General features: G+C 65.2%; 24 protein-coding genes, 1 tRNA gene and 1 pseudogene. 9 read left to right on the top strand and 17 right to left on the bottom strand.

Going from position 1 to position 22,219, the window contains the following annotated elements:
* The first annotated feature begins 378 nt into the window (after positions 1–378).
* Positions 379–615, top strand: coding sequence for a DUF6894 family protein (locus tag GGR33_RS17980; RefSeq protein ID WP_183507694.1), 237 nt, complete (start codon positions 379–381; stop codon positions 613–615).
* 18 nt (positions 616–633) lie between these two features.
* On the opposite strand, the gene GGR33_RS17975 is transcribed toward GGR33_RS17980, so the two are convergent.
* Positions 634–780 (bottom strand): hypothetical protein, encoded by a 147-nt coding sequence (locus tag GGR33_RS17975; protein WP_183507692.1) that lies wholly within the window; start codon positions 778–780, stop codon positions 634–636.
* A gap of 242 nt (positions 781–1,022) precedes the next feature.
* Between GGR33_RS17975 and GGR33_RS17970 the strand changes: the two genes are divergently transcribed.
* Entirely contained in the window at positions 1,023–1,268 is a 246-nt protein-coding gene (locus GGR33_RS17970) for a hypothetical protein (protein ID WP_183507690.1), read from the top strand.
* 191 nt (positions 1,269–1,459) lie between these two features.
* Here the strand turns inward: GGR33_RS17970 and GGR33_RS17965 are convergent, their stop codons facing one another.
* From GGR33_RS17965 to GGR33_RS17950, 4 genes are all read right to left on the bottom strand, one after another.
* Positions 1,460–1,756, bottom strand: a complete 297-nt coding sequence (locus tag GGR33_RS17965; protein WP_183507688.1) for a hypothetical protein — start codon at positions 1,754–1,756, stop codon at positions 1,460–1,462.
* 139 nt (positions 1,757–1,895) lie between these two features.
* Complete coding sequence (locus GGR33_RS17960; protein WP_183507686.1) at positions 1,896–2,357, bottom strand: type II toxin-antitoxin system RatA family toxin; 462 nt, start codon at positions 2,355–2,357, stop codon at positions 1,896–1,898.
* On the bottom strand, positions 2,357–3,352 hold the full coding sequence (gene lipA, locus GGR33_RS17955) for a lipoyl synthase (protein ID WP_183507684.1): 996 nt from the start codon (positions 3,350–3,352) through the stop codon (positions 2,357–2,359). Before lipA ends, GGR33_RS17960 begins: the two co-directional genes overlap by 1 nt.
* Positions 3,353–3,492: 140 nt before the next feature.
* The gene (locus GGR33_RS17950) at positions 3,493–4,227 is read right to left on the bottom strand and encodes a cell wall hydrolase (protein WP_183507682.1); all 735 of its coding nucleotides are present in this window, start codon (positions 4,225–4,227) and stop codon (positions 3,493–3,495) included.
* Between the two features lie 462 nt (positions 4,228–4,689).
* Here GGR33_RS17950 and GGR33_RS17945 point away from each other — a divergent pair, with 462 nt between their 5' ends.
* From GGR33_RS17945 to GGR33_RS17930, 4 genes and pseudogenes are all read left to right on the top strand, one after another.
* On the top strand, positions 4,690–4,893 hold the full coding sequence (locus tag GGR33_RS17945) for a hypothetical protein (RefSeq protein WP_183507680.1): 204 nt from the start codon (positions 4,690–4,692) through the stop codon (positions 4,891–4,893).
* 245 nt (positions 4,894–5,138) lie between these two features.
* Positions 5,139–6,482: a PQQ-dependent sugar dehydrogenase gene (locus GGR33_RS17940; RefSeq protein ID WP_183507678.1), complete on the top strand. Its 1,344-nt coding sequence runs from the start codon at positions 5,139–5,141 to the stop codon at positions 6,480–6,482.
* 117 nt (positions 6,483–6,599) lie between these two features.
* Positions 6,600–6,902 (top strand): annotated as a pseudogene (locus GGR33_RS17935) (GIY-YIG nuclease family protein).
* A 213-nt stretch (positions 6,903–7,115) separates the two neighbouring features.
* A complete protein-coding gene (locus GGR33_RS17930; protein WP_183507676.1) occupies positions 7,116–7,790 on the top strand; it encodes a MarC family protein in 675 nt (224 codons plus the stop codon).
* Positions 7,791–7,800: 10 nt separating this feature from the next.
* On the opposite strand, the gene GGR33_RS17925 is transcribed toward GGR33_RS17930, so the two are convergent.
* Complete coding sequence (locus tag GGR33_RS17925; protein WP_183507674.1) at positions 7,801–8,172, bottom strand: hypothetical protein; 372 nt, start codon at positions 8,170–8,172, stop codon at positions 7,801–7,803.
* 96 nt (positions 8,173–8,268) lie between these two features.
* Positions 8,269–8,481 carry a hypothetical protein gene (locus tag GGR33_RS17920; RefSeq protein WP_246413213.1) on the bottom strand — a complete coding sequence of 71 codons (213 nt, stop codon included), beginning with the start codon at positions 8,479–8,481 and terminating at the stop codon, positions 8,269–8,271.
* Between the two features lie 278 nt (positions 8,482–8,759).
* Between GGR33_RS17920 and GGR33_RS17915 the strand changes: the two genes are divergently transcribed.
* Together GGR33_RS17915 and GGR33_RS17910 are read left to right on the top strand one after the other, a co-directional pair.
* Positions 8,760–8,849, top strand: a tRNA-Ser gene (locus GGR33_RS17915).
* Between the two features lie 89 nt (positions 8,850–8,938).
* Positions 8,939–10,210 carry a DUF6538 domain-containing protein gene (locus GGR33_RS17910; RefSeq protein WP_210302060.1) on the top strand — a complete coding sequence of 424 codons (1,272 nt, stop codon included), beginning with the start codon at positions 8,939–8,941 and terminating at the stop codon, positions 10,208–10,210.
* Positions 10,211–10,217: 7 nt separating this feature from the next.
* On the opposite strand, the gene GGR33_RS17905 is transcribed toward GGR33_RS17910, so the two are convergent.
* From GGR33_RS17905 to GGR33_RS17890, 4 genes are all read right to left on the bottom strand, one after another.
* Complete coding sequence (locus tag GGR33_RS17905; RefSeq protein WP_183507672.1) at positions 10,218–10,640, bottom strand: hypothetical protein; 423 nt, start codon at positions 10,638–10,640, stop codon at positions 10,218–10,220.
* A gap of 211 nt (positions 10,641–10,851) precedes the next feature.
* Positions 10,852–11,133, bottom strand: coding sequence for a hypothetical protein (locus tag GGR33_RS17900; protein ID WP_183507670.1), 282 nt, complete (start codon positions 11,131–11,133; stop codon positions 10,852–10,854).
* A gap of 449 nt (positions 11,134–11,582) precedes the next feature.
* A complete protein-coding gene (locus GGR33_RS17895; RefSeq protein ID WP_183507668.1) occupies positions 11,583–12,662 on the bottom strand; it encodes a Shedu immune nuclease family protein in 1,080 nt (359 codons plus the stop codon).
* 9 nt (positions 12,663–12,671) lie between these two features.
* Positions 12,672–13,400 carry a helix-turn-helix domain-containing protein gene (locus tag GGR33_RS17890; RefSeq protein WP_281381180.1) on the bottom strand — a complete coding sequence of 243 codons (729 nt, stop codon included), beginning with the start codon at positions 13,398–13,400 and terminating at the stop codon, positions 12,672–12,674.
* 197 nt (positions 13,401–13,597) lie between these two features.
* Here GGR33_RS17890 and GGR33_RS17885 point away from each other — a divergent pair, with 197 nt between their 5' ends.
* On the top strand, positions 13,598–14,467 hold the full coding sequence (locus tag GGR33_RS17885; RefSeq protein WP_246413212.1) for a hypothetical protein: 870 nt from the start codon (positions 13,598–13,600) through the stop codon (positions 14,465–14,467).
* Positions 14,468–14,594: 127 nt separating this feature from the next.
* Here the strand turns inward: GGR33_RS17885 and GGR33_RS17880 are convergent, their stop codons facing one another.
* From GGR33_RS17880 to GGR33_RS17855, 6 genes are all read right to left on the bottom strand, one after another.
* Positions 14,595–15,677 carry a hypothetical protein gene (locus tag GGR33_RS17880; protein WP_183507664.1) on the bottom strand — a complete coding sequence of 361 codons (1,083 nt, stop codon included), beginning with the start codon at positions 15,675–15,677 and terminating at the stop codon, positions 14,595–14,597.
* Positions 15,678–15,783: 106 nt separating this feature from the next.
* Complete coding sequence (locus tag GGR33_RS17875) at positions 15,784–16,755, bottom strand: hypothetical protein (protein WP_183507662.1); 972 nt, start codon at positions 16,753–16,755, stop codon at positions 15,784–15,786.
* A gap of 19 nt (positions 16,756–16,774) precedes the next feature.
* Complete coding sequence (locus tag GGR33_RS26445) at positions 16,775–17,056, bottom strand: GNAT family N-acetyltransferase (RefSeq protein WP_343068560.1); 282 nt, start codon at positions 17,054–17,056, stop codon at positions 16,775–16,777.
* A 236-nt stretch (positions 17,057–17,292) separates the two neighbouring features.
* Positions 17,293–17,631, bottom strand: a complete 339-nt coding sequence (locus GGR33_RS17865) for a type II toxin-antitoxin system TacA family antitoxin (RefSeq protein WP_183507658.1) — start codon at positions 17,629–17,631, stop codon at positions 17,293–17,295.
* A 289-nt stretch (positions 17,632–17,920) separates the two neighbouring features.
* A complete protein-coding gene (locus GGR33_RS17860) occupies positions 17,921–21,193 on the bottom strand; it encodes a DEAD/DEAH box helicase (protein ID WP_183507656.1) in 3,273 nt (1,090 codons plus the stop codon).
* On the bottom strand, positions 21,190–21,987 hold the full coding sequence (locus GGR33_RS17855; RefSeq protein ID WP_183507654.1) for a hypothetical protein: 798 nt from the start codon (positions 21,985–21,987) through the stop codon (positions 21,190–21,192). Before GGR33_RS17855 ends, GGR33_RS17860 begins: the two co-directional genes overlap by 4 nt.
* Positions 21,988–22,219: the final 232 nt, after the last annotated feature.

Genomic DNA, 22,219 nt, shown 5'->3' with positions numbered 1-22,219 from the left:
CGTTTCGGTAAGCTGCGCACCGCAAGCTTTCGAGAACCGGCCTTTCGGGTCGCCCGCTGCTGCGGATCATCACCGCCGTCATGACGCGGGTGAGCACGGTCCGTGATGTCGGAGAGGGCACGGCGCATGCCCTGACGGCGCAGGCAAAGGCTGGCTTTTTACTGTCGCAACTCAGCCGAGCATTCGGTCTCGGCTGTCACGTGCAAGTCGTATATTGTCCATTGAAAGACACGGGACAGTCGCTTGCGCGAGTTCGACTGCCGAGAACTTCAATCGCGTACTCGCAATTTTTCGCGAGATGCGCGATCTTGCTGCTTCCGCTTCGATTACGTAAGCACTAGGATCGTGGGTAAAATTCCCACGTAGAACCGGATACCCGTGCCTCGCTTCTTCATCGACCTGCATACCGGCACCGAGCACGTGCGCGACACCGAGGGTTTCGACCTGCCGGACGTCGCCGCGGTCCGTCACAAGCTCCTACGCATCATGACGACGATCCTACGCGATCTCTCACCTGACCTGGAACGCGAGGATTTCGTCGCCGCGGTCCGCGACGAGACCGGCGCGTTTATCTTGCGCTCACGCCTGTCGCTCGCGATGGAAGCGATCGAATGACGCGACCGCGCCGCAGCCTCACTCAGCCTGGGTCCACGGCACGAGCAGGGCGGCCACGATGATCGCGATCGCGGCGAAGCCCCAGGGGCCCGTCGTCGGGAGGCTGCCGATGATCGCGATCATCACGGCGAGCAGCAATACGGCGACCACAGGATACATGACCACGACACCTCGGGCCGCTCTCGCCGGCCCAGTTTTGCAGAGTCTCGAAACATTCGAGCAGTCTTCGGCGGGTACGGGTGCTTTGCGTCGAACCCGTGGCGAGACATGGCGCTGAGAGCGCCGAAACTCCCCTGCACCGCAAATCGCCCAAAGCGTTGCTTTACGGGAACACCGTTGAACGGTTGCGCATTGCGCAGCGGTGAGCCACGGCAGCCGGCGGCGGATCAGCGAAGGCGGAAGGTACGATGAAGCGTCTCGAAGAGCTCAAGAGCGATCCTGCGTTTCGTCAAGCGGTCCTCGCGGTGAAGGGCGCGGCCAGCACCTTGAGCGGTCGCGCGATGACGCAGGAGGAGTCCGAGTTCCTCGTCAGCATGGCGCTCGCCACCTTCGCCAACGCTGGCGGACTGGCTGAGTCGAGCCTGACCAAGCTCGCACGCTTTGCCGGAAAGATCGGCCCGAACGAGAGCGTCGAGAGCCTGATCAAGCATTGATGGGAACGGGAGCGACGGCGTAGGCGGCCCCGCCGCTCGGACCGAAACCCAGAGCGGCGGGGCGTGTCGTGGCTGCACGACGGAGCCGATACGCAACGCGGCTCTCGCACACTCTGGCAGCAAGCTCTTAGCCGCCATTCAATCGGCGCCCAGGTGGAGCGTCCCGGAACGGGAATGCAGGCGCCCCTGGCTTATTTCCCGCTGGTATTGCCGTTGTTGCGCTGCTGGCAGCGGTATCCGGCGAAGCAGTTCGGATCGTCGAGCGCCGGCTCGAAGGCCGGGACGGCCGTGACCTCGCCCCGGCAGGCGCCGCTGTCGAGGAAGACCAGCTCATAGGCGTGAGCACTCGTCGCGAGAACGACCGCGCCTTGACGCGCGACGATGCCCTTCACCGCGGCACAGGTCAGCGCAGGCGTAAAAGGCCGTGGCTGCGCGACCGCCGTCGCCGCGGAAAGAGCGAGACAGATAATCGAAACTGCAGCACGCATCGGACGGGGCTCGTTCCAGTGATCCGGACTGGATCGTGTTCGGTTCTGACTAGCCTGCGCAAAACGCTTTCGGCAACGGGGCCGAGCGCCGCTCGTCAGGATGATGTTACTCGGATCTGCGCTGGCGACTTGCCGACGGTCAGGCAGCTGCTTCGCCATAGACGTGGTTTGCGCGGCTCTCGAAGGCATCCGTGAACTTGCGGAAGGCCTTGTCGAACATCTTGCCCATGAGCAGCCCGAGGGCGAAGCTCTTGAACTCATAGGTGATGAAGAATTCGACGTCGCAGCCGCCCTTGGCGCTGTCTTTGAACGCCCAGCGGTTCTCGAGGTGCCTGAACGGCCCGTCGATGTACTCGGCGGTGATCTTGAGGTTCTGCGGATCGAGACCGACGCGGGTGGTGAAGCGCTCGCGAATCGCCTTGTAGCCGACTCCCATCTCCGCGATCAGCACCGGATTGCCGTTTGCGCCCTCTTGCCTGCGCAGCACGCGCAGAGACTCGCAGAGCGGCAGGAATTCCGGGTAGCGCTCGATGTCGGCCACGAGATCGTACATCTGCTGCGGCGTGTGCCGCACGTGGCGGGTGATGCGGAAGGACGGCATCAGGCGATCGCCGCCTCGCGAGTGAGGCCGAGCTTGGCCAGACGGGCCGCCTTGAGCCGGGCAAAATCCTCGCCGGCATGGTGCGATGAACGCGTCAGGGGCGTCGCCGAGACCAGCAGGAAGCCCTTGGAATAAGCCGTGCTTTCCAGGCTCTTGAACTCGTCCGGAGGAACGAAGCGGATCACCGCGTGATGCTTCGAGGTCGGCTGAAGGTATTGGCCGACCGTCAGGAAATCGACGTCGGCCGAACGCAGGTCGTCCATCAATTGCACGATCTCGTTCCGCTCTTCGCCGAGGCCGACCATGATGCCCGACTTGGTGAAGATGGTCGGATCGAGTTCCTTCACCCGCTGCAGCAGGTGCACCGAGTGGAAGTAGCGCGCACCGGGGCGCACGGTGACGTATTTGCCGGGCACCGTCTCGAGATTGTGGTTGAAGACGTCGGGCCGCGCTTCCACCACGCGCTCCAAAGCCCCGGGTTTCCTCAGGAAATCGGGCGTGAGGATCTCGATCGTAGTGCCGGGGCTCGCTTTGCGGATGGCCGCGATGGTGCGGGCGAAATGCTCGGCGCCCCCGTCGGCGAGGTCGTCGCGGTCCACTGAGGTGACGACGACGTGGTGCAGGCCGAGCTTGGCCACCGCGTCGGCGACCTTGTCGGGCTCGGCCTGGTCAAGGCCCTGCGGCAGGCCGGTGCGCACGTTGCAGAACGAGCAGGCCCGCGTGCAGGTGTCGCCCATGATCATGAAGGTGGCGTGCCGTTTTTCCCAGCATTCGCCGATATTTGGGCAGCCCGCCTCCTCGCAGACGGTGACGAGGCCGTTCTCGCGGACGATCTTGTTGGTCTCGGCCCAGGCCTTCGAGCCGGGCGCGCGGACGCGGATCCAGTCGGGCTTCTTCTGGATCGGATTGTCCGGCCGATGCGCCTTCTCGGGATGGCGCGGGCGTTCCGCCCTGGGCCGGTGATCGTTGTTCAGGAGGTCGAGGACGACGGCCATGATGGTCCGAATGGGAGAGCGCGGGCGCCTGTCACCCGAGCTCTGATCTAGGACGTGAAGGCTCTCGTCGCAAACCGTCTTGCCGACACCGGGAATTCCCGGGTCTGATTCTGGGCTCGTCGCTGGGCAGTCCTGGGTTCCTACTGGGCCGGAGCGGAGCTGTACCGGGTCGGAACGCCCTGCGGCAGGGTCAGGCCATAGGCGACCTGCGTCGCCTGGATCGACGGCATGCGCGGCCGCGGCGCACCGGTGGTGAATGCGTCGGGCGCGTCGGCGAGGGACGCCATCTGGATCGGGACGAGCTTGCCCGAGGCGGTCTGGACGACGGCATGCGGCAGGATCGCCGGCAGGTAGCCCTCGCGATCGGTCTTCTCGTAGAACTGGTTGCCGCCAGCGAGCGCGACGTAGTGCATGTTCGTGTACGAGAAGTGGTAGCCGGCGGTGTGGAAGTGCATCGCTGCGCCGACTTCCTTGTGGCGCTCGCCCGAGAGGATCAGGTCGGCGACCTTCTCGATGCGCGCACGGTCCTGGTCGCGTACCGGCTTGGAGAGCACGCCGTTGGCGAACTGGCGCTTCTGGCCGACCACCTCGCAGACGCTGCCGGGATATTTCGGGTTGTCGAGGCGGTTCATCACCACGGTGCCGACGGCGAGCATGCCGTCCTCGTCCGTTCGGTTCGACTCGAAGTACATGGCGCGGGCGAGGCACTCGCGGTCCGCGCGGGTCGGGGTCTGTACGACCTTGGCGTTCTTGGCCGGGATCGAACCCGTCGTCATCTCGCCACCGGTGGGGAGCACTCCGCAGCCGCCGAGGCCAGAGCCCGTAAGGCCGACCAGGAGGAGACTGCCGATCAGGCTGCTCTGGTTCCGGTTCATGCGAGCTCCATCGCTTCTGCTTCGGCGTTCGCTGGGGCCGCAGGCTTCGACGAGGGACCGGGTCCACGTCACCGAAGGATGCTTCAGGGAACGACTCTGCCGTCTGCCCCAGGATCGTTAGCCGAAGCTTAGGCGTAAAGGGTTTCGGAAACCCTATCGCGGGAATGGCCACGCTTCTTCCCACCCTGTGACTTCGGTGCCACGCTTGCGCCGGGCGGGGGTGGTCACTCATGGGGAGGCCCCTAGCGCCATCCTCGCTGCCGGCCGGCCGAGGCGGAATCTGCCTCCGCTGGCTGCGCCGCGAGTGCCGTAGCGCACCGCTTTCTTGAGGCCGTTCCATCTAGCTTGGCCGCGCGGCTGCGCCTTGGGCGGCTGGCCAGGGCCTCCCTCGGGATCGATAGCCGGGATCGAAGTTTCAGCTTGGGCGTTGACCTTCGCGTTATTGCACCGCGAAAGGCCACCATGTCCGATCTTGCCACGCCGATCGACGATGCACTGAATGAGGCCTCCGAACTCGGCCGCGCTGCGCTGGAAGCCTGCCTCGACAAATTCGCGCCAGACGTCCGCGACGCCTTCTGGAACGCCATCGGCCTCTATTACTCCACCCGCCGTCATCCCGGAGCTGAGGAGGCGAAGGGAACGGAAGCCGAGGCCGTCGCGGCCTGAGACCGTTGACGACGGTCATTGCAGGGCGCCGAAGGAGAAACTGTAATCCACGACTAGATACTCCTTCCGCGCTGTACGCGGGCACTACGAGTGCATTCCGGCTTCTCTCGACGCGAGCCTCGGAATGACGGGCGAGCGTTTCGCCCGTCCCAAAATCCCCTGCCCCCCGAACTGATCCACGCTCCCGGCGTTGAAGGCCGTCGGCGGCGCCTCTCGCGTCGCCTAGCAGCAGAGCGCACATCCCGATGCGGACAGGATCGAAAGCCGGCCTTGCGGCCCTTGCCGTGGTACTCCTGGGCGGTGCCGCCGTTTACAAGTTCATCCTGTTCCCCGAGCAGGCCACGCTCGATTACTCGGCCGGCATTGGCGCGAGCCCGACGCTGCCGCCGCCCAACGGCACCGTGATGCCGACGGTGAACATCGCCCGCGTCGTCGGTTGGCAGAACGGCGCCAAGCCGACGCCGGCTCAGGGCTTGGCGGTCCAGGCCTTCGCCACCGGCCTCACCCATCCGCGCTGGGTCGTCACGCTGCCGAATGGCGACGTACTCGTCGCCGAGACGAACAAGCCGAAGACCGACGATCCCTCCACGGGCATCGCCGATTGGGTCGCCGACAAGGTCAAGACGCTGGCGGGTGCCGGCGTGCCGAGCCCCAACAAGATCACCCTGCTGCGCGACAAGGATGGCGACGGCGTCGCGGAGGAGCGCCACGACTTCCTCAAGGGCTTGGCTTCGCCCTTCGGTATGGCGTTGGTCGGCGGCGACCTCTACGTCGCCAATGCCGACGCGCTGGTGAAGGTGCCCTACCAGGAGGGGCAGACCGAGATCACGGCGACGCCGGAAAAGCTCGTCGACCTGCCCTCGGGCATCAACCACCACTGGACCAAGAACGTCATCGCTAGTGCCGATGGTAAGAAGCTCTACGTCACCGTGGGCTCGAACTCGAATGTCGGCGAGAACGGTCTCGACAAGGAGAAAGGCCGCGCGGCGATCTGGGTCTACGACATCGCCTCGAAGGATTTTCGCGAGTTCGCCGGCGGCCTGCGCAACCCGAACGGCCTCGCCCTCGAACCGCAGTCCGGCGCCCTCTGGACGGTTGTCAACGAGCGCGACGAGATCGGCAGCGATCTCGTGCCCGACTACATCACCCATGTGCAGGAGGGCGCCTTCTACGGCTGGCCCTGGGCCTATTGGGGCAACACTGCCGATGCCCGCGTGCAGCCGCCGAACCCCGAACGGGTCTCGAAGTCGATCGCGCCGGATTATGCGGTGGGCACCCACACGGCGTCCCTCGGCATCGCCTTCTCGATGGGATCCTCCCTCCCCGAGACTTGGAAGAGCGGCATCTTCGTCGCCCAGCACGGCTCGTGGAACCGCCGGCCGAAGAGCGGCTACAAGGTGATCTACGTCCCCTTCGAGAACGGAAAGCCCTCCGGCAAGCCGCTCGACGTGCTGACCGGCTTCCTCGACGCCGACGAAAAGGCCCAAGGCCGCCCGGTGGGCGTGACGCTCGACAAAAGCGGCGCACTGCTGGTGACGGATGATGTGGGGAAGGCGGTGTGGCGGGTAACGGGCGCGCAGGGATCGTAAGGCACGGCTCTCCTTGTTAGTCATTTCGGGGCCGCGCAGCGGCACCCGGAATCCATGACTGAGCTCGAAACTTTTTGAATCACGCGTGGATTCCGGATCCCGCTGCCCGGGTCCGGAATGACAGTGGTGACGTATTGGGGGGCCGTTTATCTGCTTGCTAATAAGCGGGACGGCACTCTCTACCTCGGAGTGACGAGCCACCTAGCTCGACGCATCTGGGAGCACCGAACGAAGGCGACGCCCGGCTTCTCGTCTCGATACGATATCGATCGATTGGTCTGGTACGAGGTCCACGAGCGCATAGACGAGGCCATCGCTCGGGAGAAGTAGATCAAGAAGTGGCGGCGCGCTTGGAAACTCGCTCTCATTGAGGCGATTAACCCGGATTGGGCCGACCTCTACGAACAGCTGAACGCGTAATCTGTCCTCCCCCGTCATTCCGGGGCCGCGCAGCGGAACCCGGAATCCACGACTGGCCGCCACAGTTGCCCCCGCCCCGCATCACGGGTGGATTCCGGGTTCGCCTCCGGCGCCCCGGAATGACGGGGATCTGCCGTGCGACCGCACCCCCGTCCTTGCGCCTCACCCACGCTCTCCTCTACCTCATCCCACCCAACCAACCGGACCGTCGCCATGTGGTGGATCGAAGCCGCGAAAAGCTTTCTGGCGGCGGCCTCGGCGCTGTTCTCCATCGTGAATCCGCTCGGGGGCGCGCTAATCTTCGCGCAGATCACCGGCGACCGGACGCATGCCGACCGGACGCTGCTCGCCAGGCGCGTCATGGTCTACTCGGCGATCGTGCTGCTCGCCTCGCTCTGGATCGGTGCCTATGTCGTCGACTTCTTCGGGGTCTCGATCCCGGCGCTCCGCGTGGCCGGCGGCCTGGTGGTGGCGGCGAGCGGCTGGCACCTCCTGAACGCGCCGGAACGGAACGAGGACAAGAAGCAGGCCCAGGCCGAGGATGCGCGGGGCCAGGACGACATCGCGTTCTTCCCGCTGACCCTGCCGCTGACGACGGGGCCGGGCTCCATCGCGGTGGCGATCGCTCTCGGCTCGAACCGGCCATCGGGCGGTGCCGAATTCGCGGCCTTTGCCACGGGCACCTCAGTCGCGGCGCTCGCCATCGCGGCAGCGATCGGCTTCACCTATAGCTGGGCCGACTGGATCACCGACCTGCTCGGCAAATCGCGCATTCGCGTCATCGCCCGGCTTGCGGCCTTCATCCTGCTCTGCGTCGGGGTGCAGATCACGATGAGCGGCGTCACCGAGGCGTTGCGCGCGGCGGGCACCTTCACCCCCAAGACCTGACCGCTACGTGTCAGAAGTGCTTGCCGTAGAGCGGATACAGGTACGCGTCGTCCGTCTGCGACGTCGCGGCCGAGCTCGACGCGATGCCGGCGCCGCCGCCCGACGGCGCCCCGCCGGTGCCGTTGGTCCGACTGAAATCGAGCTGGCCGGGATTGGCGGCCGAGCTGGCAATCCCAGCCCCGCCCGATCCACCGCCGCCGGCCGCGCTCGTCTGGCCGCCGAGCGACAATTGCCCGGGATTGGTGAGCGTGTTCGCCGCGCCCGGCGGGTTCGTCTGCAATCCGCCGAGGCTGATCGTGGTCGGATCAGAGGGCACGCTCTGCGCGAGGGCCGGTGCGGCCAGCAGCGGCTGCGCGGCAATGGCCAAAAGCATCCGTCTCATGGCGTCTCCTGATCGAGCGTGTGGCGCGGCCGGGAGGTCAACGTGCCGAGGCGGCGCCCGTTTCGTGGGCCGCGTCTTCAGGGCGGCCGGGCCGCTCTATCCCGGCCGGCGCACGTAGCCGCGGGAGATCATCCGGCCGGTCTCGCGGGAGCGCCGCTCGGCCTCCAGGAGGTCGGACAACGCATCGGTGATCGCGCGGCGCAGGGCCACGGCGGCATCGCCTTCGGCGGTACTGAGATAGGCCTGGGCGATCTCCTCCACCGGGCTCGCGGTGGCGACGGCGCTGCTGCGCATCATGGCTTCGGTCATGGTCCCTCTCCGACTCGCGTTGAGAACGGATCCAGAACAGTCCAGCGCGGTTAACGAGGGGTTAATCCGACCCCTCAAAGGCTGTGGATGGCGCCGTGCGCCCTCCGAATCCTGTTCATGGCGGGGGCTGGTGAAAAGCCGAGCGCGTGTGGCCCAGGTTCGCCTTGCCAGACCCAGTCCCCTCCGCTATCACCCGGCCCTCGCCGCGCCCCATGGGGCCGGCGCGATCCCGGCATGGGCCTTCGACAGCCCAGCGTGCCCGCTCGGCGGCCAGGATTGGAGAGGTGGCAGAGCGGTTGAATGCACCGCACTCGAAATGCGGCATGGGTGCAAGCCCATCGGGGGTTCGAATCCCTCCCTCTCCGCCATTAAAAACCTAAGTCATTGATTTTAAAGACAAATCGGCCCCACATGGGGCTGTTTCGGCGCCTTTGTGGTACACGCGCGTGGTACACAGATGGTGCTCGGCATCTCCCGCCCCTGGCGTCACCCCAAGACCCATACGTACTGGTTCCGCCGTCGCGTTCCGAAGGAATTGCTCTTCCTCGTCGGCCGGACGGAGGAACGAAAGAGCCTTCGGACGAAGGAACCGACGGTCGCGCGCACGCAGTATCTGCTCACGGCCATCGAGGTCGAAGAGCGCTGGTCGCTCCTTCGTCGTGCCGCGGGCGCCCTCGCCTCTGCGGCATCGGACGAGACACCCGCCGGCATCGCCCGTTCCTTACCAGGGCCGCCCGAACCGCCGCCGACCGCTCCTTCGAGCCGGAAGTCCGCCCCCTGGCGAGGCACCTTCGAAGCCTACGCCAAGGATGCCGCACTCGCTCCTTCGACGGTCAAGCGCTGGACGGGGGTCTTCGTGGCCCTCGAGGAGGCCTGCGGCACCGACGATCTGGAGCTCGTGACCCGCGACGACCTGATCGGGTGGAAGCGCGACCTCCTCGCCTCGGGTCGCGATCCGCGGACCGTGCGCGACGCATACGTCGCCGCCGTGAAGGCATTGATGAACTGGGCGGTCGCCGAGGGCTGCATGACCGCGAACCCGGCCGCCGACATCGTCGTCGCTGTGCCGGACAAGCCGACGACGCGCGACCGCGACTTCACCGACGGAGAGGCCTACGCGATCCTTCGCGCCTCCCTGGCTCCCCAGGATACGAGGCTCTCCCGCGAGCATGCCGCGGCGCGCCGCTGGATCCCGTGGCTGTGCGCCTACGGCGGCGCGCGCGTCAACGAGATGACGCAGCTGCGCGGCAGCGACGTGCGCGTGGAGAACGGCATCCCGTTCCTTCGCATCACCCCGGAGGCCGGCAGCGTGAAGAACAGGAAATGGCGCGACGTCCCGGTCCATCCCCACCTCGTCGAGCAGGGCTTCCTCGCATTCGCGAAGGAACGGGGGCCGGGGCCGCTGTTCTACGACCCGGCCCGCGGACGGAACGGGCAGGCCGCGCACCCGATCTACAAGAAAGTGGGCGAGCGCCTCGCTGCCTGGGTCCGCTCTATCGGCGTCGACGATCCGGGCGTCGATCCGAACCACGGCTGGCGGCACCGCTTCAAGACCGTCGGCCGCCGCGCTGGGATCGACGGCGCATTGCTGGATGCCATCCAGGGGCATGCCCCGCGCACGGAAGGCGAACGGTACGGGCGATTTCCCGTCGACGTCATGATGCCGGCGGTGGCCCGGATGCCCCGATACGATCTCGCGAAGGAACGGCAGGATGCCGGACCGGGGTGAAGCCCAGCTACATCACCTGCTCGAAGGCGGAGACGAAGGCCTTCTTCTCCAGTACCGAGAGCATGATGCACGAATTCGAGAACAGCCAGGACGTCTCGTGCATCGGCGTGCCTTCGATGAAGGCCGAGCGCACCGTCGTGATGTCGCCGCCGAGAGACTGCATGCGCCTCTTCAGGCTCTCGACGACCGCGTTCATGATGTCGCAATCCTCGAAGTTCCGTCCGAGCGCGACCTTGTTCGAGATGCCGGCATCGAGATAGATCGATAGAGGGCCGAGCTGCCGTTTGGGCGCTCTGTACTGGTTCGCGGCCTGCTTGACGAAGCTCCAATAGGCTCCGCTGGCGAGATCCAGGCACCGGCTGAGGTCGATATCGACGGCGAGGACCGCGGGGCCGCCCTCGTTGCCGCGGCTGGCCCGACCCGCGGTCATCTCGGCCCACTTCCGTGCGTAGTCGGGTGCGTCCTGAAAGAAGTACCGGCCATAACCGAGCCAGGAAGCCGGGCGAGTACTGAGATTGAGGCTTCCGTCGATTATGGCTTGTGCCGCTTTCACAGTCGTCCCGTGAAAGCCGCGTACGACTCCCAGCCCCGCCACCAGTAACCCCCGGTCGTTTCCGTCCGCTGAAATGCGGGCAGGATGCTTACCGGGTCAGGGGGTCGAAGTCATCTTCGCTTTTCGGGTCGATCACCCACTCTTTATCGAATTCCGCCTTCCGGCGCTCGATGAGGAGCCTGATGTCTTCGGGCGATTTGAAGTCGTCCTCGGCGAGCTTCGCAAGCTCCTGAGGCGAGATCATCGGGTTGGCGGCGGCCTTTTCCGAGGCTTTGGACGCCGGTTCCTTGCCCTCATGAGGCGTGCGGGAGCGTCCCGAAGCCGGGGAAGACGTGCTGTAAGCCATCACGCCGTCGGGCGGGCGACCCATGCGACACTCCTCGAAACGCAGCCCGGACGAGGCGACCCGACTCGAAGCTGCGACCTTACACTTCGCTGCTCTGCGGGAAATATGCCCTTTCGGTGGAAATTCACTTGCTTGTGCGCACAATGCCACACCGCAAGGCCGAATTTGCACCGTTGGCGACGCATTTCCGACCGACAGGATGCGCCTAACGGCTGAGCTTGGCTGTAGGGCCCAGGCAACACGAATGACTAAGCTTCGACCCGGGTGCCTCTCCCCATGGCGGCGGGGCGCCCGTCGCGTTTTCGCGATTCCGTCTCAGGTCTCGTTTGTTTCGTCGGCGTTCGGACTGACGAGGCCGGGGGACTGCCCGCTCGGAGCAACGATGAAGTCGGTCATCTGCGACGACCTCGCCGATCGATGCGTCGTCGATCGAACGTGGCCGGTGCCGGAGGATCGTCCGAGACCTGTCGCCGTCAGCGGGCCGGCTGCCGGGAGACGTTCTCGACGATGCAGCGGGCGCGATGGAACAGCTCGCCGAACGTCAGGATCTCCGGCGCTCGCACGTTTCGCCTGAAGAGTTCGAAGCTCGCGATCTGGTCGGGGTCGTCCCGAACCTGATCGAGCGTTCCGACGACGAGATAGCTCCGCGGCTCGACGGCGTGGACGAAGTTGCCGGTGAAAGAACCGTCGGCGTTCCTGCCTTCGTCGCGAAAGCGATGGCGCACGAATTCGAAGACGGTCTTCTGGACCTGCGCGACGGCTCCCGCGAGTTCGTCCGAGATGCTCCAGCATCCGGACCTGTAGGGCCTGCCCTGTAGAAGACGGGTCGCGTTCCTCTTGATCTCCACGAGGACGTACTGGCTGACCTCCGCCCTCGTCATCATCAGCCCATCGGCCCGCTTGCCGGACCGATCGAACGAACTACCCGTCGTCGATGCCTCGAGCTTCGGGGCAACCTTGTCGAGAAACACGTAGTTGAGCCCGTGGCCGAAGATCCAGGGATTGCGCTCGAAGAACGCCTGCCACGTCGCCTCCGGAATTTCCGGATCCCGAAGCAGATCCTCGAACTCCCGGAGTGCGCTGCGCTTCGTGCCGACGGCGTAGATATCGACATGCAGGTCGGGGCTCGCGGCCAACGCGTCGATCAGCTCGGCTCCCTTCGCGCTCGACAGCAACGCTCCAAGCGCCCCGACGTGAAGGTTCTCCAAGGAAACGCGCGTCTTCTGCGCCTCGCCGAGATCGAGACTCGACAGGATCGCCAGGAATTCCCTCATCTGCGCGAGTTGGAATTGATTGACCTGGACGGCGCCGTCCTCGCGCCAGCCATGCGTCTTGTGGAACAGAAGCTTCCTGATCTTGAACTGCCCGTAGTCGCCCCGATCCTTCACATGGAAAGCCGTCACCGCGATCCTGCAGCGGGCGGTCACCGCGACTTCGCCGATCCGGATCTCCTCGCTCTCTCCCACGATCGTCGCGTAGGCCCCGGCAGGTGCCGGGTGCGTATAGAGCTTATCCGGCTGGTAGTGCGCGATGTACTCGGCGTCGGTCGTCATGCGTCGAAGCTACATGATTTTTCGCGGGACCATGATCGAAGTGAGCTTCTTCTCGTTCGACACGATCGTCAGATAGCCGATGGTCGTCGACACGGGTGTCTTGTCGGTCCAGCTTTCGCCGACCAATCTCGTCGGCCTCAGGGCCCAGTATAGATCCATGCCGTGGCCCTCGATCTCGTCCTTCAGTCTTGCGAGATCGTCCCGGTATCCGAGCCGCTGCCCGAAGGACATCTCGACCCATAGGTCCTTCAGGTCGCCCATCAGGTCGAACATCGCGGCCACGCTCTCCCGAGCCGGTCGGGGCGCCTGGTCCTCGCAGTGGAAGACGATGGCCTGCGCACGATCGACGAGCTGTTCCAGATCGGCCCCTCCTTGGACCGGCCTGATCTCGACCGGAACGTGGTCGGGATGCTGCCGTCCGGAGGCCTCCCTGCTCGCCGTGCCGATCGTATCGAGCATCCCCTCGACGGTCTGCACGAAGCTCGGATCGTCGAAGACGCCGAAGTCGTCGTAGCCCAGACCCCGCGCAAGAGCCCGACGGGTGTTGATGGTCGAAGGTTCGCCCTTCTCGACGCGCTGCACCGTCCTGACATTCACGCCGGCCGCCGCCGCCAAGGCTTCCTGCGACCAGTTCATCGTCGTCCGGATCGACCTGACCCAAATGGCCAGGATCTCGGGACGGAGCGTCGTTGCATCCGGTATCAAGGCAGCCTCCGCGACTTCCGAAAGAGGTGGCATGCTAGGGCCGTCGGGACCAGGCGCGCCACGACAGCGTCCCGACAGCAGTCCGCCGAGGGCCGGGCAATCGGAGTGGCGACTCCTCCCTGGGCGGATCGGCAGACTGTCCACTTCCGTTCGGACGCCGAAATCCTAGGATGCAGGCCTCGGTCCCGCGTCGAGGTCGCGGCGAGCCGAGCTTCTGGAAGGAAGCGTCCTTGGGCAAGCTCGAGATCGGTCTGCATCAGGCGAAGCTTCTCTGCGGCATGCCGTTCGCGGATCGCCTGGACTTCATTGCGGAAGGTCTGCCGCTGATCCTCGGGAGCGCCCAGGGACTGTGGGCGGCATCGCGCAAGCTCCAGGACTGCCCCCGGGAAGCGAACATCCTCGAAGGGCACGCCGAGGAGGAGGCGGCCAAGATCCTGATCCTTCTGGACATCGTACGCTGTCCCCGCAAATCCATCGGGTCGCGCGTCGGACCCATGGTGCGATGGTTCTACGATCACCTGGCCCGGTTGATCTATGCGAACGCGGTCTCATGGAAACCGGTCGACGTCGACCAACTCCGAGACTACGTCGACAGCCATCGCCAGGCGCACTTCGTGGAGGGCGAGTACGGCGAATTCATCCTGCCGAACTGGGAGATCTACAGCCGGGAGAGCCGCCTCTACGTGGATGTCGAAGCCCAGGAGGACGGCGTTCGAGGGTGGAGCGTACCGAGGGGCCTTGCGACCCAGGGCATGTTCGGCAGCGCGCCGGCGCTGCGGACGGCGGAGGCCCTTTCGGCGCTGGGGATCTTCGCGCCGGCCGGCCTGCTCGCCGTTGCCGAGATCTGGGGGCAGCTGGAATTCGTCGACCGGCAGTGCTTCGACGACTGTCGGCGTCTCACACGGACGCTTCTCGAACGCCTGGATCGGGAAAAGCTCTTCACCGACATAGCGGAGGAGAAGCACGCCCATCTGCTCTTCGATGCATGGCAGATGCCGATGTACAATCTCGAGTTCGGGCTCGTTCCCGTATCGCTCGAAGAGCTGCAGGCGGAACGCGACAGCCGCTACTACGCCGAGATCGCCGGCCACGATTTTTAACGGTCCGGTGAAAACCATGGCCGGAGCCATGGCGCTCTCGGTGCCAAGCTCGCCGGCCGAGGTATCGAGCGGCTCGATCGGACGCCGTCGAGCGGCGGAACCCGGACTTCCAGCAAGACCGACGCGGTCAATCGGCCACGTAGCGGCGGTGATAGCTGCAGAGCCCGTTGCCTTCCCGGAGATCGTCCAAGCTCAACGGATTCCCGCATACTTCGCAGGTGCGGTTGTCCCCCGGAGTAAACCCGCAGGCGGCGCACGTGTCGTCGTCGACGACGAAGGTCTCGTGATCGCATTCCGGGCAGCATGCGACCGGAGGCGGCCCACCGTCGGTCATGGCGATATACCAGTCGGCGTAGAGGGCCTTCTCGAGGCCGCCGGCGATCAGAGCTTCGGTTTCGAGAGATGTGCCGCAGGCGGCGCAGGAGAACGCGGCGCTCTCCTGCTTCTCGTTTTCGGGGTCGCGCTGCCTGACCAGCATCGAGCCGCATTCGACGCAGGCGAATTCATTGGAGGCAGCGAGCGCGCTCTCCGTTCTCCACCGCACCGCTTCCACCGACGAGCGGCAGGCCTGAGCCTCCTGCTCGAACAGCTCGTGGTTTTCCAGAAGGGCAGCCCAACATTCCTTGCCGAGCGCCGTGCCGGGATCCACTTCGAGGATGCGGACCAGGATCTCGCGGATCGCCAGAAAGGCACCGGAGACGGCTTCGCGGGCGAGTTCGGGCCGACCTTGGTAGTACGCGTGTTCCATCTCGTTCCGAATCGCCGTCATCTTCTCGATCGGCTTCCATTCGAGGGGGATCCGGAACGTCCTGAACCTCTCCTTGATGCCGTGGACGTCCACGGTCTTGTTGCCTATCCCCTTGAAGACCATCACGCCGTTTGCCGCGACGACCGGCTCGATCTTCTGCTTCAGAAGCACCTCGCCATCCGGTGAGAGTCGTCGAAGTTTTTCCTTGCACAGTAGAATAGTGCCAGCTTGGATATTTCTAATCGCTGACACAAGTCTTCGAGGATCCAAGGATTCGAAATCCTGGACTCCGATATTTATCGAATCAATGGCGTTGTTATATAAGCTCATCGAGTTGCGTGCCGTAATATCTGCAATGTTGGCGGTTGAAATCATCGCGGTCAGGACGCGGCGGTGGTCGAATCGCTGCAGCGCCTCGAGACGGAGCCTGCGGCCTCTGGGCTTCCGGATCGACGACGACACGACCGAACGGTGGCCTGGCCGCTTTCCACGATACCAAGGTTCGATCGAGAAGCGCCCGAGATCTCGATAGGGCGGTCGGAGGCAACGGCCGGATTCCCGCGCGGCCTCATCGCAGGTCCTTCTCGCCGCTCGGGTTCGCCGGAAAGAACGTGACCTCCGGATCCCAATCCTCGGGCAGCTCCGGCGGCGGAACGGATTCGAGATCGAGCCGGATGAACGATCCAAGGATCGACCGGAAGGTCGCCGTGTCGCGCGCCCAGTGGATCACGCCGTCGAAGTCGGCGGCGAGATGGTGCGTCAGATCGAGCGAGGACCGTCGGTCGACCCCCACGGGGCTGTCGACCTGCACGACCGCGATCCTGTCGCCTCCCACGAAGTGGAGAATTCGGTCCGGCATCTCGTGCGCATAGTTTCGGCGGCCGTTCCAGACCGCCGCCCGTATCACCTTCCCCGCCGGCGTACCGATGCGGAAGATCCAGGGCGCATCCTCCGGAGGCTGGCCCGGTACCGGGAGGAACCTCGGCGGTGACGGGCGGCCGAGCATGGCGGCCTTCCGCTCGCGGATCCTGTGACGCTGGGCGGCCGTCGATCGGCGCAGCAAGCGCCCTTCGTCATCGAACTGGCGGATGTCCGGCGAGTACGAGATCTCGGCGGTCCCGGCATCGTAGATGTCGGAATCGGGGAATGCGAACAGCAGGACCTTGCCGGCGAAGGTTCGCAGATGCCGCAGCACGATGTCCCACGCGATGTCCTCGTCGACGATCGGGACGACATGAAGCGCCGCCCCCGGGGTCTCCATCATCAGCCGCTCGATGACGGCGATGCCGATGGGGCTGAAGACCTGCCCGTCTCCGAGGCAGAAGCCGGCATGGAAGGTGCGCTCGCCGGCCACCGCGCGAAAGGCGCGCAGGATCACCTCTTGCGCGGACGGAATGTCGTCGTTGCCGGTCAGGCGGCGGATGAACTCGCCATCGATCTCCGCGACCGGAGGCAGGATGTGCAGGTCGACGACGTCCCGATGGCTCTCCGAACGAGGCCATTCGGAGCATTGCTGCCTGCGCCGCTTCGCATCACCCAAAGGCTTGTTTCTCCGACTCTCAGCTGAACGCCGCGATCAACGTATCGATCGGCAGGAAGAGGGCCCGGCTGGATGCCGGATATTCGAGGAACTCGGCCCTGCGCTGGTAGAAGGTCTTGGCCTCCTCGCTTTTGGCGTGGACCAGGACGGCTCCGATGCCGATGCTCTGCGAGGCGATGGCTATCCGGCGCAGGGCGTCCGACAGGAGGTCGGCGCCGAGCCCCCTGCCCGCCTCTCGCCGGTCCACCGCCAGCCGACCGATTATCGAGACGGGTATGGCCGACGGCGCGTTCCGCCTCATCGCTCCCGGGGCTTCGGCACGATCGACGGCACCTGCAAGAATGCATACGTAGGCGACGACGCGATCGGCCCGGCACACGACGTACGTGCGCGAGAAGCGACCCTCGTTCTTCAGCGCCTTGGTCCGGAGCCACGCATCGAGGACGGGCTCGCCGCACTCGAACCCGGAGGTGTCGTGCGCAGCGTTCAGCGGAACGGGTGGTGAAAGGGGTGGCTCGGGTATGTCCCGATCGCCGTCTAGCTGCCCCACACCGGCGTCCGACGAAGGAGCGCGCGAAGCTTCGGTCCCGGTGCGGGCGGCTCGTCGAGCGATCTGACGAAGGCATCGTAGCGCGCGGGCTCGAGCGTGAAGAGCCGCTGGTCGAGCAGCACGTCGATGGCCTCCCTTCGGGCGGTCTCGATCATGAACTCCGTTCGGGTCTTGCCCATCACCTCGGCGGCATCGTCGATCAGGCGACGCGTGCCTGCATCGATGCGCATGTTGATGCTGCCCTTCGGGTCGGTGGCAGGCGGTCGCTCGGCGACCGCTACCGCAGCCTCCGCGCTATCCGAGCCTGATATCGATCCCTTCCGCATGCCGCCAAATGTATCCGGCGTATCTACAACGTCAATACGTCAGCCTACGGGATGGATGCCGTTCGGACCTTCCAGCGCCGTCACCCTCATGCCGTTCCCATCGGCCCGACGTCGTCCATCGAGGGGCAGCAAGGGCGCGGCTCGGATCCGGAAAGTCCGCCTCGGACCGGTGGAAGCGACGCTTTCGGAGATCGCAGCGGCTCCGGAGCCGGTTCGCCCTGACCGGGCACCTGGCGTCCCGGTGTGGTCGGCTCCAGCCGTGGCGGCCCGGCACCTGGGTTCGGCGCTTCTAGCTGGCCTCGCCCGACAGTACCCGCCAGACGCTACGGTAGTCCTCGCCGGTCAGGGCCGCCCCGTCGGGACGGCTCCTGTTCCAATCGGCAGTGGTCATGCCGTTCAAGAAGGCCCGCGCCCGTCCGACCGAGTACCGGGCCCTGTCGCCCTTCACGGCCGAGCGATACATGCCGGCGAGTGTCTCCGCCGCGCTTCGTGGAGTGGAGTTCATCCGCATCAGCACGGCCTCCTCCGTCCGGACCCCGTGGTAGATCATGGCAGGTAGCGCGTTGAGGCGCCGCCGTTCCGCTTCGGGCAGAGAGTCGAAGTCCAGGCCGGATACCCGGCTCAAGGCCGAAAGCCCCCAGGTGCCATTGTTGACGATGGCCCGATATAGCGCCTTGCACGCGTTGGTCAGGGCATCGGTGTCCGATCCCCCCTCCCCAGTGGCGAAATATCTCCGCGCGATCTCCTCGAGCGGTTGCCCGTTCACCCAATCCCTTGTGATGTTCGAAAGATGGGTGTTGTCGAAGCCTTCGCCGCTCACGCTTGAAAGGCCCTCCTTCAGCTGTGGAACCTGCAGCATCACGCCGAACAGCTCGGCCATCTTACCCCCTGCCCCGAACAGGCTCTCCGGCGTCCAATCGCTGGGGGTCAGCTTGTCCTCGAGATTGCGGAGCCCCTTCATGGCCTCGCGGACACCTTCGGGAGAGAAGCCGGTCGAGTCCGCCAAATCGGCGAAGCCCGGGTTTTCGGCGAGGTTGCGAGCGTAGCTCCGGGTGGCCTCGAGAAGCGTATCGGCCTTCGAGCGCGCGACCGGATCGTTCCTCAACGTCGTGTAGCCATACGTCTGCCGGAGGAGCTGCTCGGACTCGGCGAGCACGGCATCGAGGTTCTTCTTCTCGGCCCAAAGGTGGGCGACGTAGCAGCGGAAATCCACCCACTGCGGGTGGTAGATGTGTCTCTGAAGCTCGTGCAGCCGCCCGCTTGCTTCCAGCTCGTCGAGCAAGGAGACGAGACGGGAAGCGAGCGCGCCCGTGCTCCGACCGACGTACTCGATGAGGTCGCGTCGCCCCTCGCCTTCGGCAAGGCCGACGACGCCGACGCTGTCCTGGCCGATGCGCCCTGCCCTGCCGACGAGGTTCCAGAACTCGCGCGGTGACATCTCGACTGAACGTCCGCTCTGCGGAACGAACCGCGACGCGAGAAAGATCGATTTGACCGGGAAGTTGATGCCTTGAGCGATGGTCGAAGTGGCGCAGAGGATACGCAGATGGCCGGTTTCCGCGAGCCACTCCATGAGTGTCTTGATCTCGTCGGACAGGCCGGCGTGATGGACGCCGACGCCATGGGCGAGCATCGAGATCAGTTCGAATTCCGGACTGACCTCCGTGCGTAGGAAATCCTGCACGAGGCGTACCTCGCTTGGCAGGTCCTCGACCTCGGGCAGAGCCGCCGCGGAATGCCGAGCCATCTTCCAGACGGTGTCGATCCGGTTTGCAACGCCGATGCTCGTGCCACGCCCCGACATCACGGTGGCCATTGCCGCCGTCTGGAGACCGAGTCCGATCTGTCGCGTTCCGTTGAGCACCTTGCTTTTCGGCACGTTGATCGGCTTCACGCCGCCGGCGCGATGCGTGCCGCGGAGGGGCATGGCCTTCTCCGTAACCGTCAATGTCTCGAACTCGAGCCTCCAGCCGGCAGTCACCGAGTTGTCGGGAGCCGCCCGATAGAGACCGATGATGCGTTCGTTGGGCTTCCAGGCGGACGTGCTCAGGCTGATCGATTTCCCTGCGCTCACGTCCTGCGCAAGCCATCTTGCCAGGGTCCCGGCGCTCTCGACGTACGGCATGAGGAGCAGGAAGTTCGCGTGCGGACAGTCCCGCTTGATGGTCGCTAGAAGCAGCTCGATGCGAAGGCCGCGCGATTCGTTTTCGATGTTCTGCGCTTCGTCGATGACTGCGAGTGCAAGAGGTCGCGAAACCTTCTTGTTGCGGATGACGAGCGACAGCTTCTCGGGTGTTGCGACCAGAACGCTGAAGGGGCGTTCCAGGTCGGACAGGAGCTCCTCCTCGAAGGCGTCCACCTCGATGGCGCCCGTGAGCTGCTCCACCCGTATGTTGATCGGCTCGAAATCCCGCCTGAGCCGCCGGGTGATCTGCGCCGAGAGCGCGCGGGTCGGCGCGACGTAGACGACCCAGCCCTTCTGTACGTCGAACTGGTTGAGCGCCTGCAGAATGCGGAACTGGGCGAGCAGCGTCTTTCCGCCCGATGTCGGCATGTCGACGACGATCGCGGTCTTCGCCTGGTCGAGAAGCCCCTCCTCCAGAAGAGCCGCCCGTTGCGGTGGCAGAAATTCGAACATCGCCTGGTGTTCGCGCCGCGTCAGGGCTCGCACGAAATCGGTCACGCGCGAGTTTACGGTGCGGGTTCCCCACCAGAGAGAACTCGTGATCATGATGCGGGCGGCTGCATGCAGCCAGCGCATCATGACCTCGTGCTGCGGATCGCCGGCGGCTGCCGCTGCGGCGATCGCTGCCTCGAAGTTCTTGTCGATCTGGCCGAAGACCGTCTGCGCACCGCCCTGCAGGATGTACTCCGCCACGACCTCGGTGGCCTTGGCCCAGTTGTACAGGGCGATGAGCCGAAAGGCGGTCGCCCGATCGGCCGCGTCGGATCCCGTCTTCAGGCTTGCGGCTTCGTGTTCCTTCTGGTCCTTGCGAAGGCCGGCGATGATTTCGTGGATGGCGTGCAGGTCGTTCCAGCCATCCTTGCGGAACAGCCGTACCCAACATTCGAAGATCCGGAAGAGCAGGCGCTCGTCCCACGCGACATCGGCGATCGAAGGCGACACCAAGGCTGCGGGGCTCTCCTGGTACCAACGTCTCAGGTCGGACCAGCGTTCTCCGCAATAGGCGAGTGCCGAAATCTGCAGAACGTGGTGGATGCGCTCGAGCGTCGTATCGGGGGCCGGCAGCAGACGGCGGATGTCGTACGCGCGATAGGCGGATGCGACACACTGGGAGCGCAAGACTTCGCTTCCGCCTGACGCACGGCTCAACGCATCGAGGCCCTCGATGGCCGCCATCTCGTAGGCGAGAGCGAGGCGGTCGAGAAGCTCGTCGTCTCCCGCCTGCTCGGTGAAGTCGAAAGCGATCTGATGGCCGACCGCACGCACGGCCAGCCGCTCGTTGACCAGCGCTGCAGCTCTGTTTCGATCGGCCTGATCGATTGCGCCCACGGCCCAGTGGGCCGACAGGCTCTCGAGAGCCGCCAGGGAAACGGTCATGCGCTCCCCTCCGGCTTCGCAGCCTGCGTCTTCGCGACGAGCTCGTCGATGCTACCACCTGGAAGGTAAACGGATAGGAGTTCGATGCCCGTTCCGGCGGGACAACCCTCGTTCAAGGCGGCGACGCGAACGCGCAGGTCGTCCTCGTGGGGACCGACGTCGCGGATCAGGATGCCGTAGACCCGAAAGTCGGCGCCGTTCCTCACATAGCGCCGAGCTGCGTCCCTGAACCGGGGTAACCAGTCCGCCCCGGATGCGCGATGCCCGAGGTAGCGGATGAGATCCGTGCGGATTCTCGCGCTGTCCCGAAGGTCCTCCAGCTGCTGCTTCAAGCCCGTCCGGCCATAGGTCGCTCCCGGGGGATGCTTGTCCTCGCTCGAGGTCTTGACCTCGCCGAACGCGAAGCAGGTCCCTTGCGCGTCGGTCGTGAAGCCGACGAGGTCCGCTCCCGGCAGCGACGAACCGCTTTTCCGCTCGTCCCGGCCGTCGGGCCACGGGAACGTGCAATCGCGATGATCCGTCAGATACGTCTCCGCGATCGCCTCGCCGACCCGCCAGCTTTCGAAGCCTCCTGGCGTCCGGAGGATCTCCGCGATACCGGCCTGCTCGAACTGCGTCTCCGCGAGCCCCGCGAGCAACGTCGCGATGTTGGCGTTTCCTGCATCGTCGAAGATCACGGCGGCGACCGAGCCCTCGATCGCTTCATCCAGTTCGTTCGCCGTCCAGGAGAGCCCCAGCCCGGTGCATGGCGAGGTCCCTAGCGAGTAGGCGTGGGTTCCGACGGCGACAGCCATAGTTCAGCTTCAGCCCCGCCGACGTCGGGATGGTATATTCGAAATACTCGATGGCAAAGTATCGATTTCCATCCTGGTAACAAGTTAATTCTGATGCTTACTTATTTTGACTGGAGGAAGGAGATCAAGAATTACTCTATAAGATTGCCGAGTTTCGGCTAGTCATCATATAGATACCGCGATTCCGAAGAAATCTTAGGAGAGAGCGCCCATTTATCGGTTCGGCTTCAGG

The sequence above is a fragment of the Methylobacterium brachythecii genome, from assembly GCF_014196345.1.
Taxonomy (GTDB): domain Bacteria; phylum Pseudomonadota; class Alphaproteobacteria; order Rhizobiales; family Beijerinckiaceae; genus Methylobacterium; species Methylobacterium brachythecii.
The sequence above is the reverse complement of the archived record's forward strand: the minus strand, read 5'-3'. Positions and strand labels throughout refer to the sequence as shown.

What these genes read in the sequence shown, in the direction of transcription:
- GGR33_RS17860 (WP_183507656.1), bottom strand. Translation starts at nt 21,193, where the DNA reads ATGACCGTTTCCCTGGCGGCTCTCGAGAGCCTGTCGGCCCACTGGGCC.
- GGR33_RS17950 (WP_183507682.1), bottom strand. Translation starts at nt 4,227, where the DNA reads ATGAACCGGAACCAGAGCAGCCTGATCGGCAGTCTCCTCCTGGTCGGC.
- GGR33_RS17940 (WP_183507678.1), top strand. Translation starts at nt 5,139, where the DNA reads ATGCGGACAGGATCGAAAGCCGGCCTTGCGGCCCTTGCCGTGGTACTC.
- GGR33_RS17945 (WP_183507680.1), top strand. Translation starts at nt 4,690, where the DNA reads ATGTCCGATCTTGCCACGCCGATCGACGATGCACTGAATGAGGCCTCC.
- GGR33_RS17895 (WP_183507668.1), bottom strand. Translation starts at nt 12,662, where the DNA reads ATGACGACCGACGCCGAGTACATCGCGCACTACCAGCCGGATAAGCTC.
- GGR33_RS17905 (WP_183507672.1), bottom strand. Translation starts at nt 10,640, where the DNA reads ATGACCGCGGGTCGGGCCAGCCGCGGCAACGAGGGCGGCCCCGCGGTC.
- GGR33_RS26445 (WP_343068560.1), bottom strand. Translation starts at nt 17,056, where the DNA reads ATGAGGCGGAACGCGCCGTCGGCCATACCCGTCTCGATAATCGGTCGG.
- GGR33_RS17930 (WP_183507676.1), top strand. Translation starts at nt 7,116, where the DNA reads ATGTGGTGGATCGAAGCCGCGAAAAGCTTTCTGGCGGCGGCCTCGGCG.
- GGR33_RS17970 (WP_183507690.1), top strand. Translation starts at nt 1,023, where the DNA reads ATGAAGCGTCTCGAAGAGCTCAAGAGCGATCCTGCGTTTCGTCAAGCG.
- GGR33_RS17910 (WP_210302060.1), top strand. Translation starts at nt 8,939, where the DNA reads ATGGTGCTCGGCATCTCCCGCCCCTGGCGTCACCCCAAGACCCATACG.
- GGR33_RS17960 (WP_183507686.1), bottom strand. Translation starts at nt 2,357, where the DNA reads ATGCCGTCCTTCCGCATCACCCGCCACGTGCGGCACACGCCGCAGCAG.
- GGR33_RS17925 (WP_183507674.1), bottom strand. Translation starts at nt 8,172, where the DNA reads ATGAGACGGATGCTTTTGGCCATTGCCGCGCAGCCGCTGCTGGCCGCA.
- GGR33_RS17890 (WP_281381180.1), bottom strand. Translation starts at nt 13,400, where the DNA reads ATGCCACCTCTTTCGGAAGTCGCGGAGGCTGCCTTGATACCGGATGCA.
- GGR33_RS17920 (WP_246413213.1), bottom strand. Translation starts at nt 8,481, where the DNA reads ATGACCGAAGCCATGATGCGCAGCAGCGCCGTCGCCACCGCGAGCCCG.
- GGR33_RS17965 (WP_183507688.1), bottom strand. Translation starts at nt 1,756, where the DNA reads ATGCGTGCTGCAGTTTCGATTATCTGTCTCGCTCTTTCCGCGGCGACG.
- GGR33_RS17865 (WP_183507658.1), bottom strand. Translation starts at nt 17,631, where the DNA reads ATGCGGAAGGGATCGATATCAGGCTCGGATAGCGCGGAGGCTGCGGTA.
- GGR33_RS17900 (WP_183507670.1), bottom strand. Translation starts at nt 11,133, where the DNA reads ATGGGTCGCCCGCCCGACGGCGTGATGGCTTACAGCACGTCTTCCCCG.
- lipA (WP_183507684.1), bottom strand. Translation starts at nt 3,352, where the DNA reads ATGGCCGTCGTCCTCGACCTCCTGAACAACGATCACCGGCCCAGGGCG.
- GGR33_RS17855 (WP_183507654.1), bottom strand. Translation starts at nt 21,987, where the DNA reads ATGGCTGTCGCCGTCGGAACCCACGCCTACTCGCTAGGGACCTCGCCA.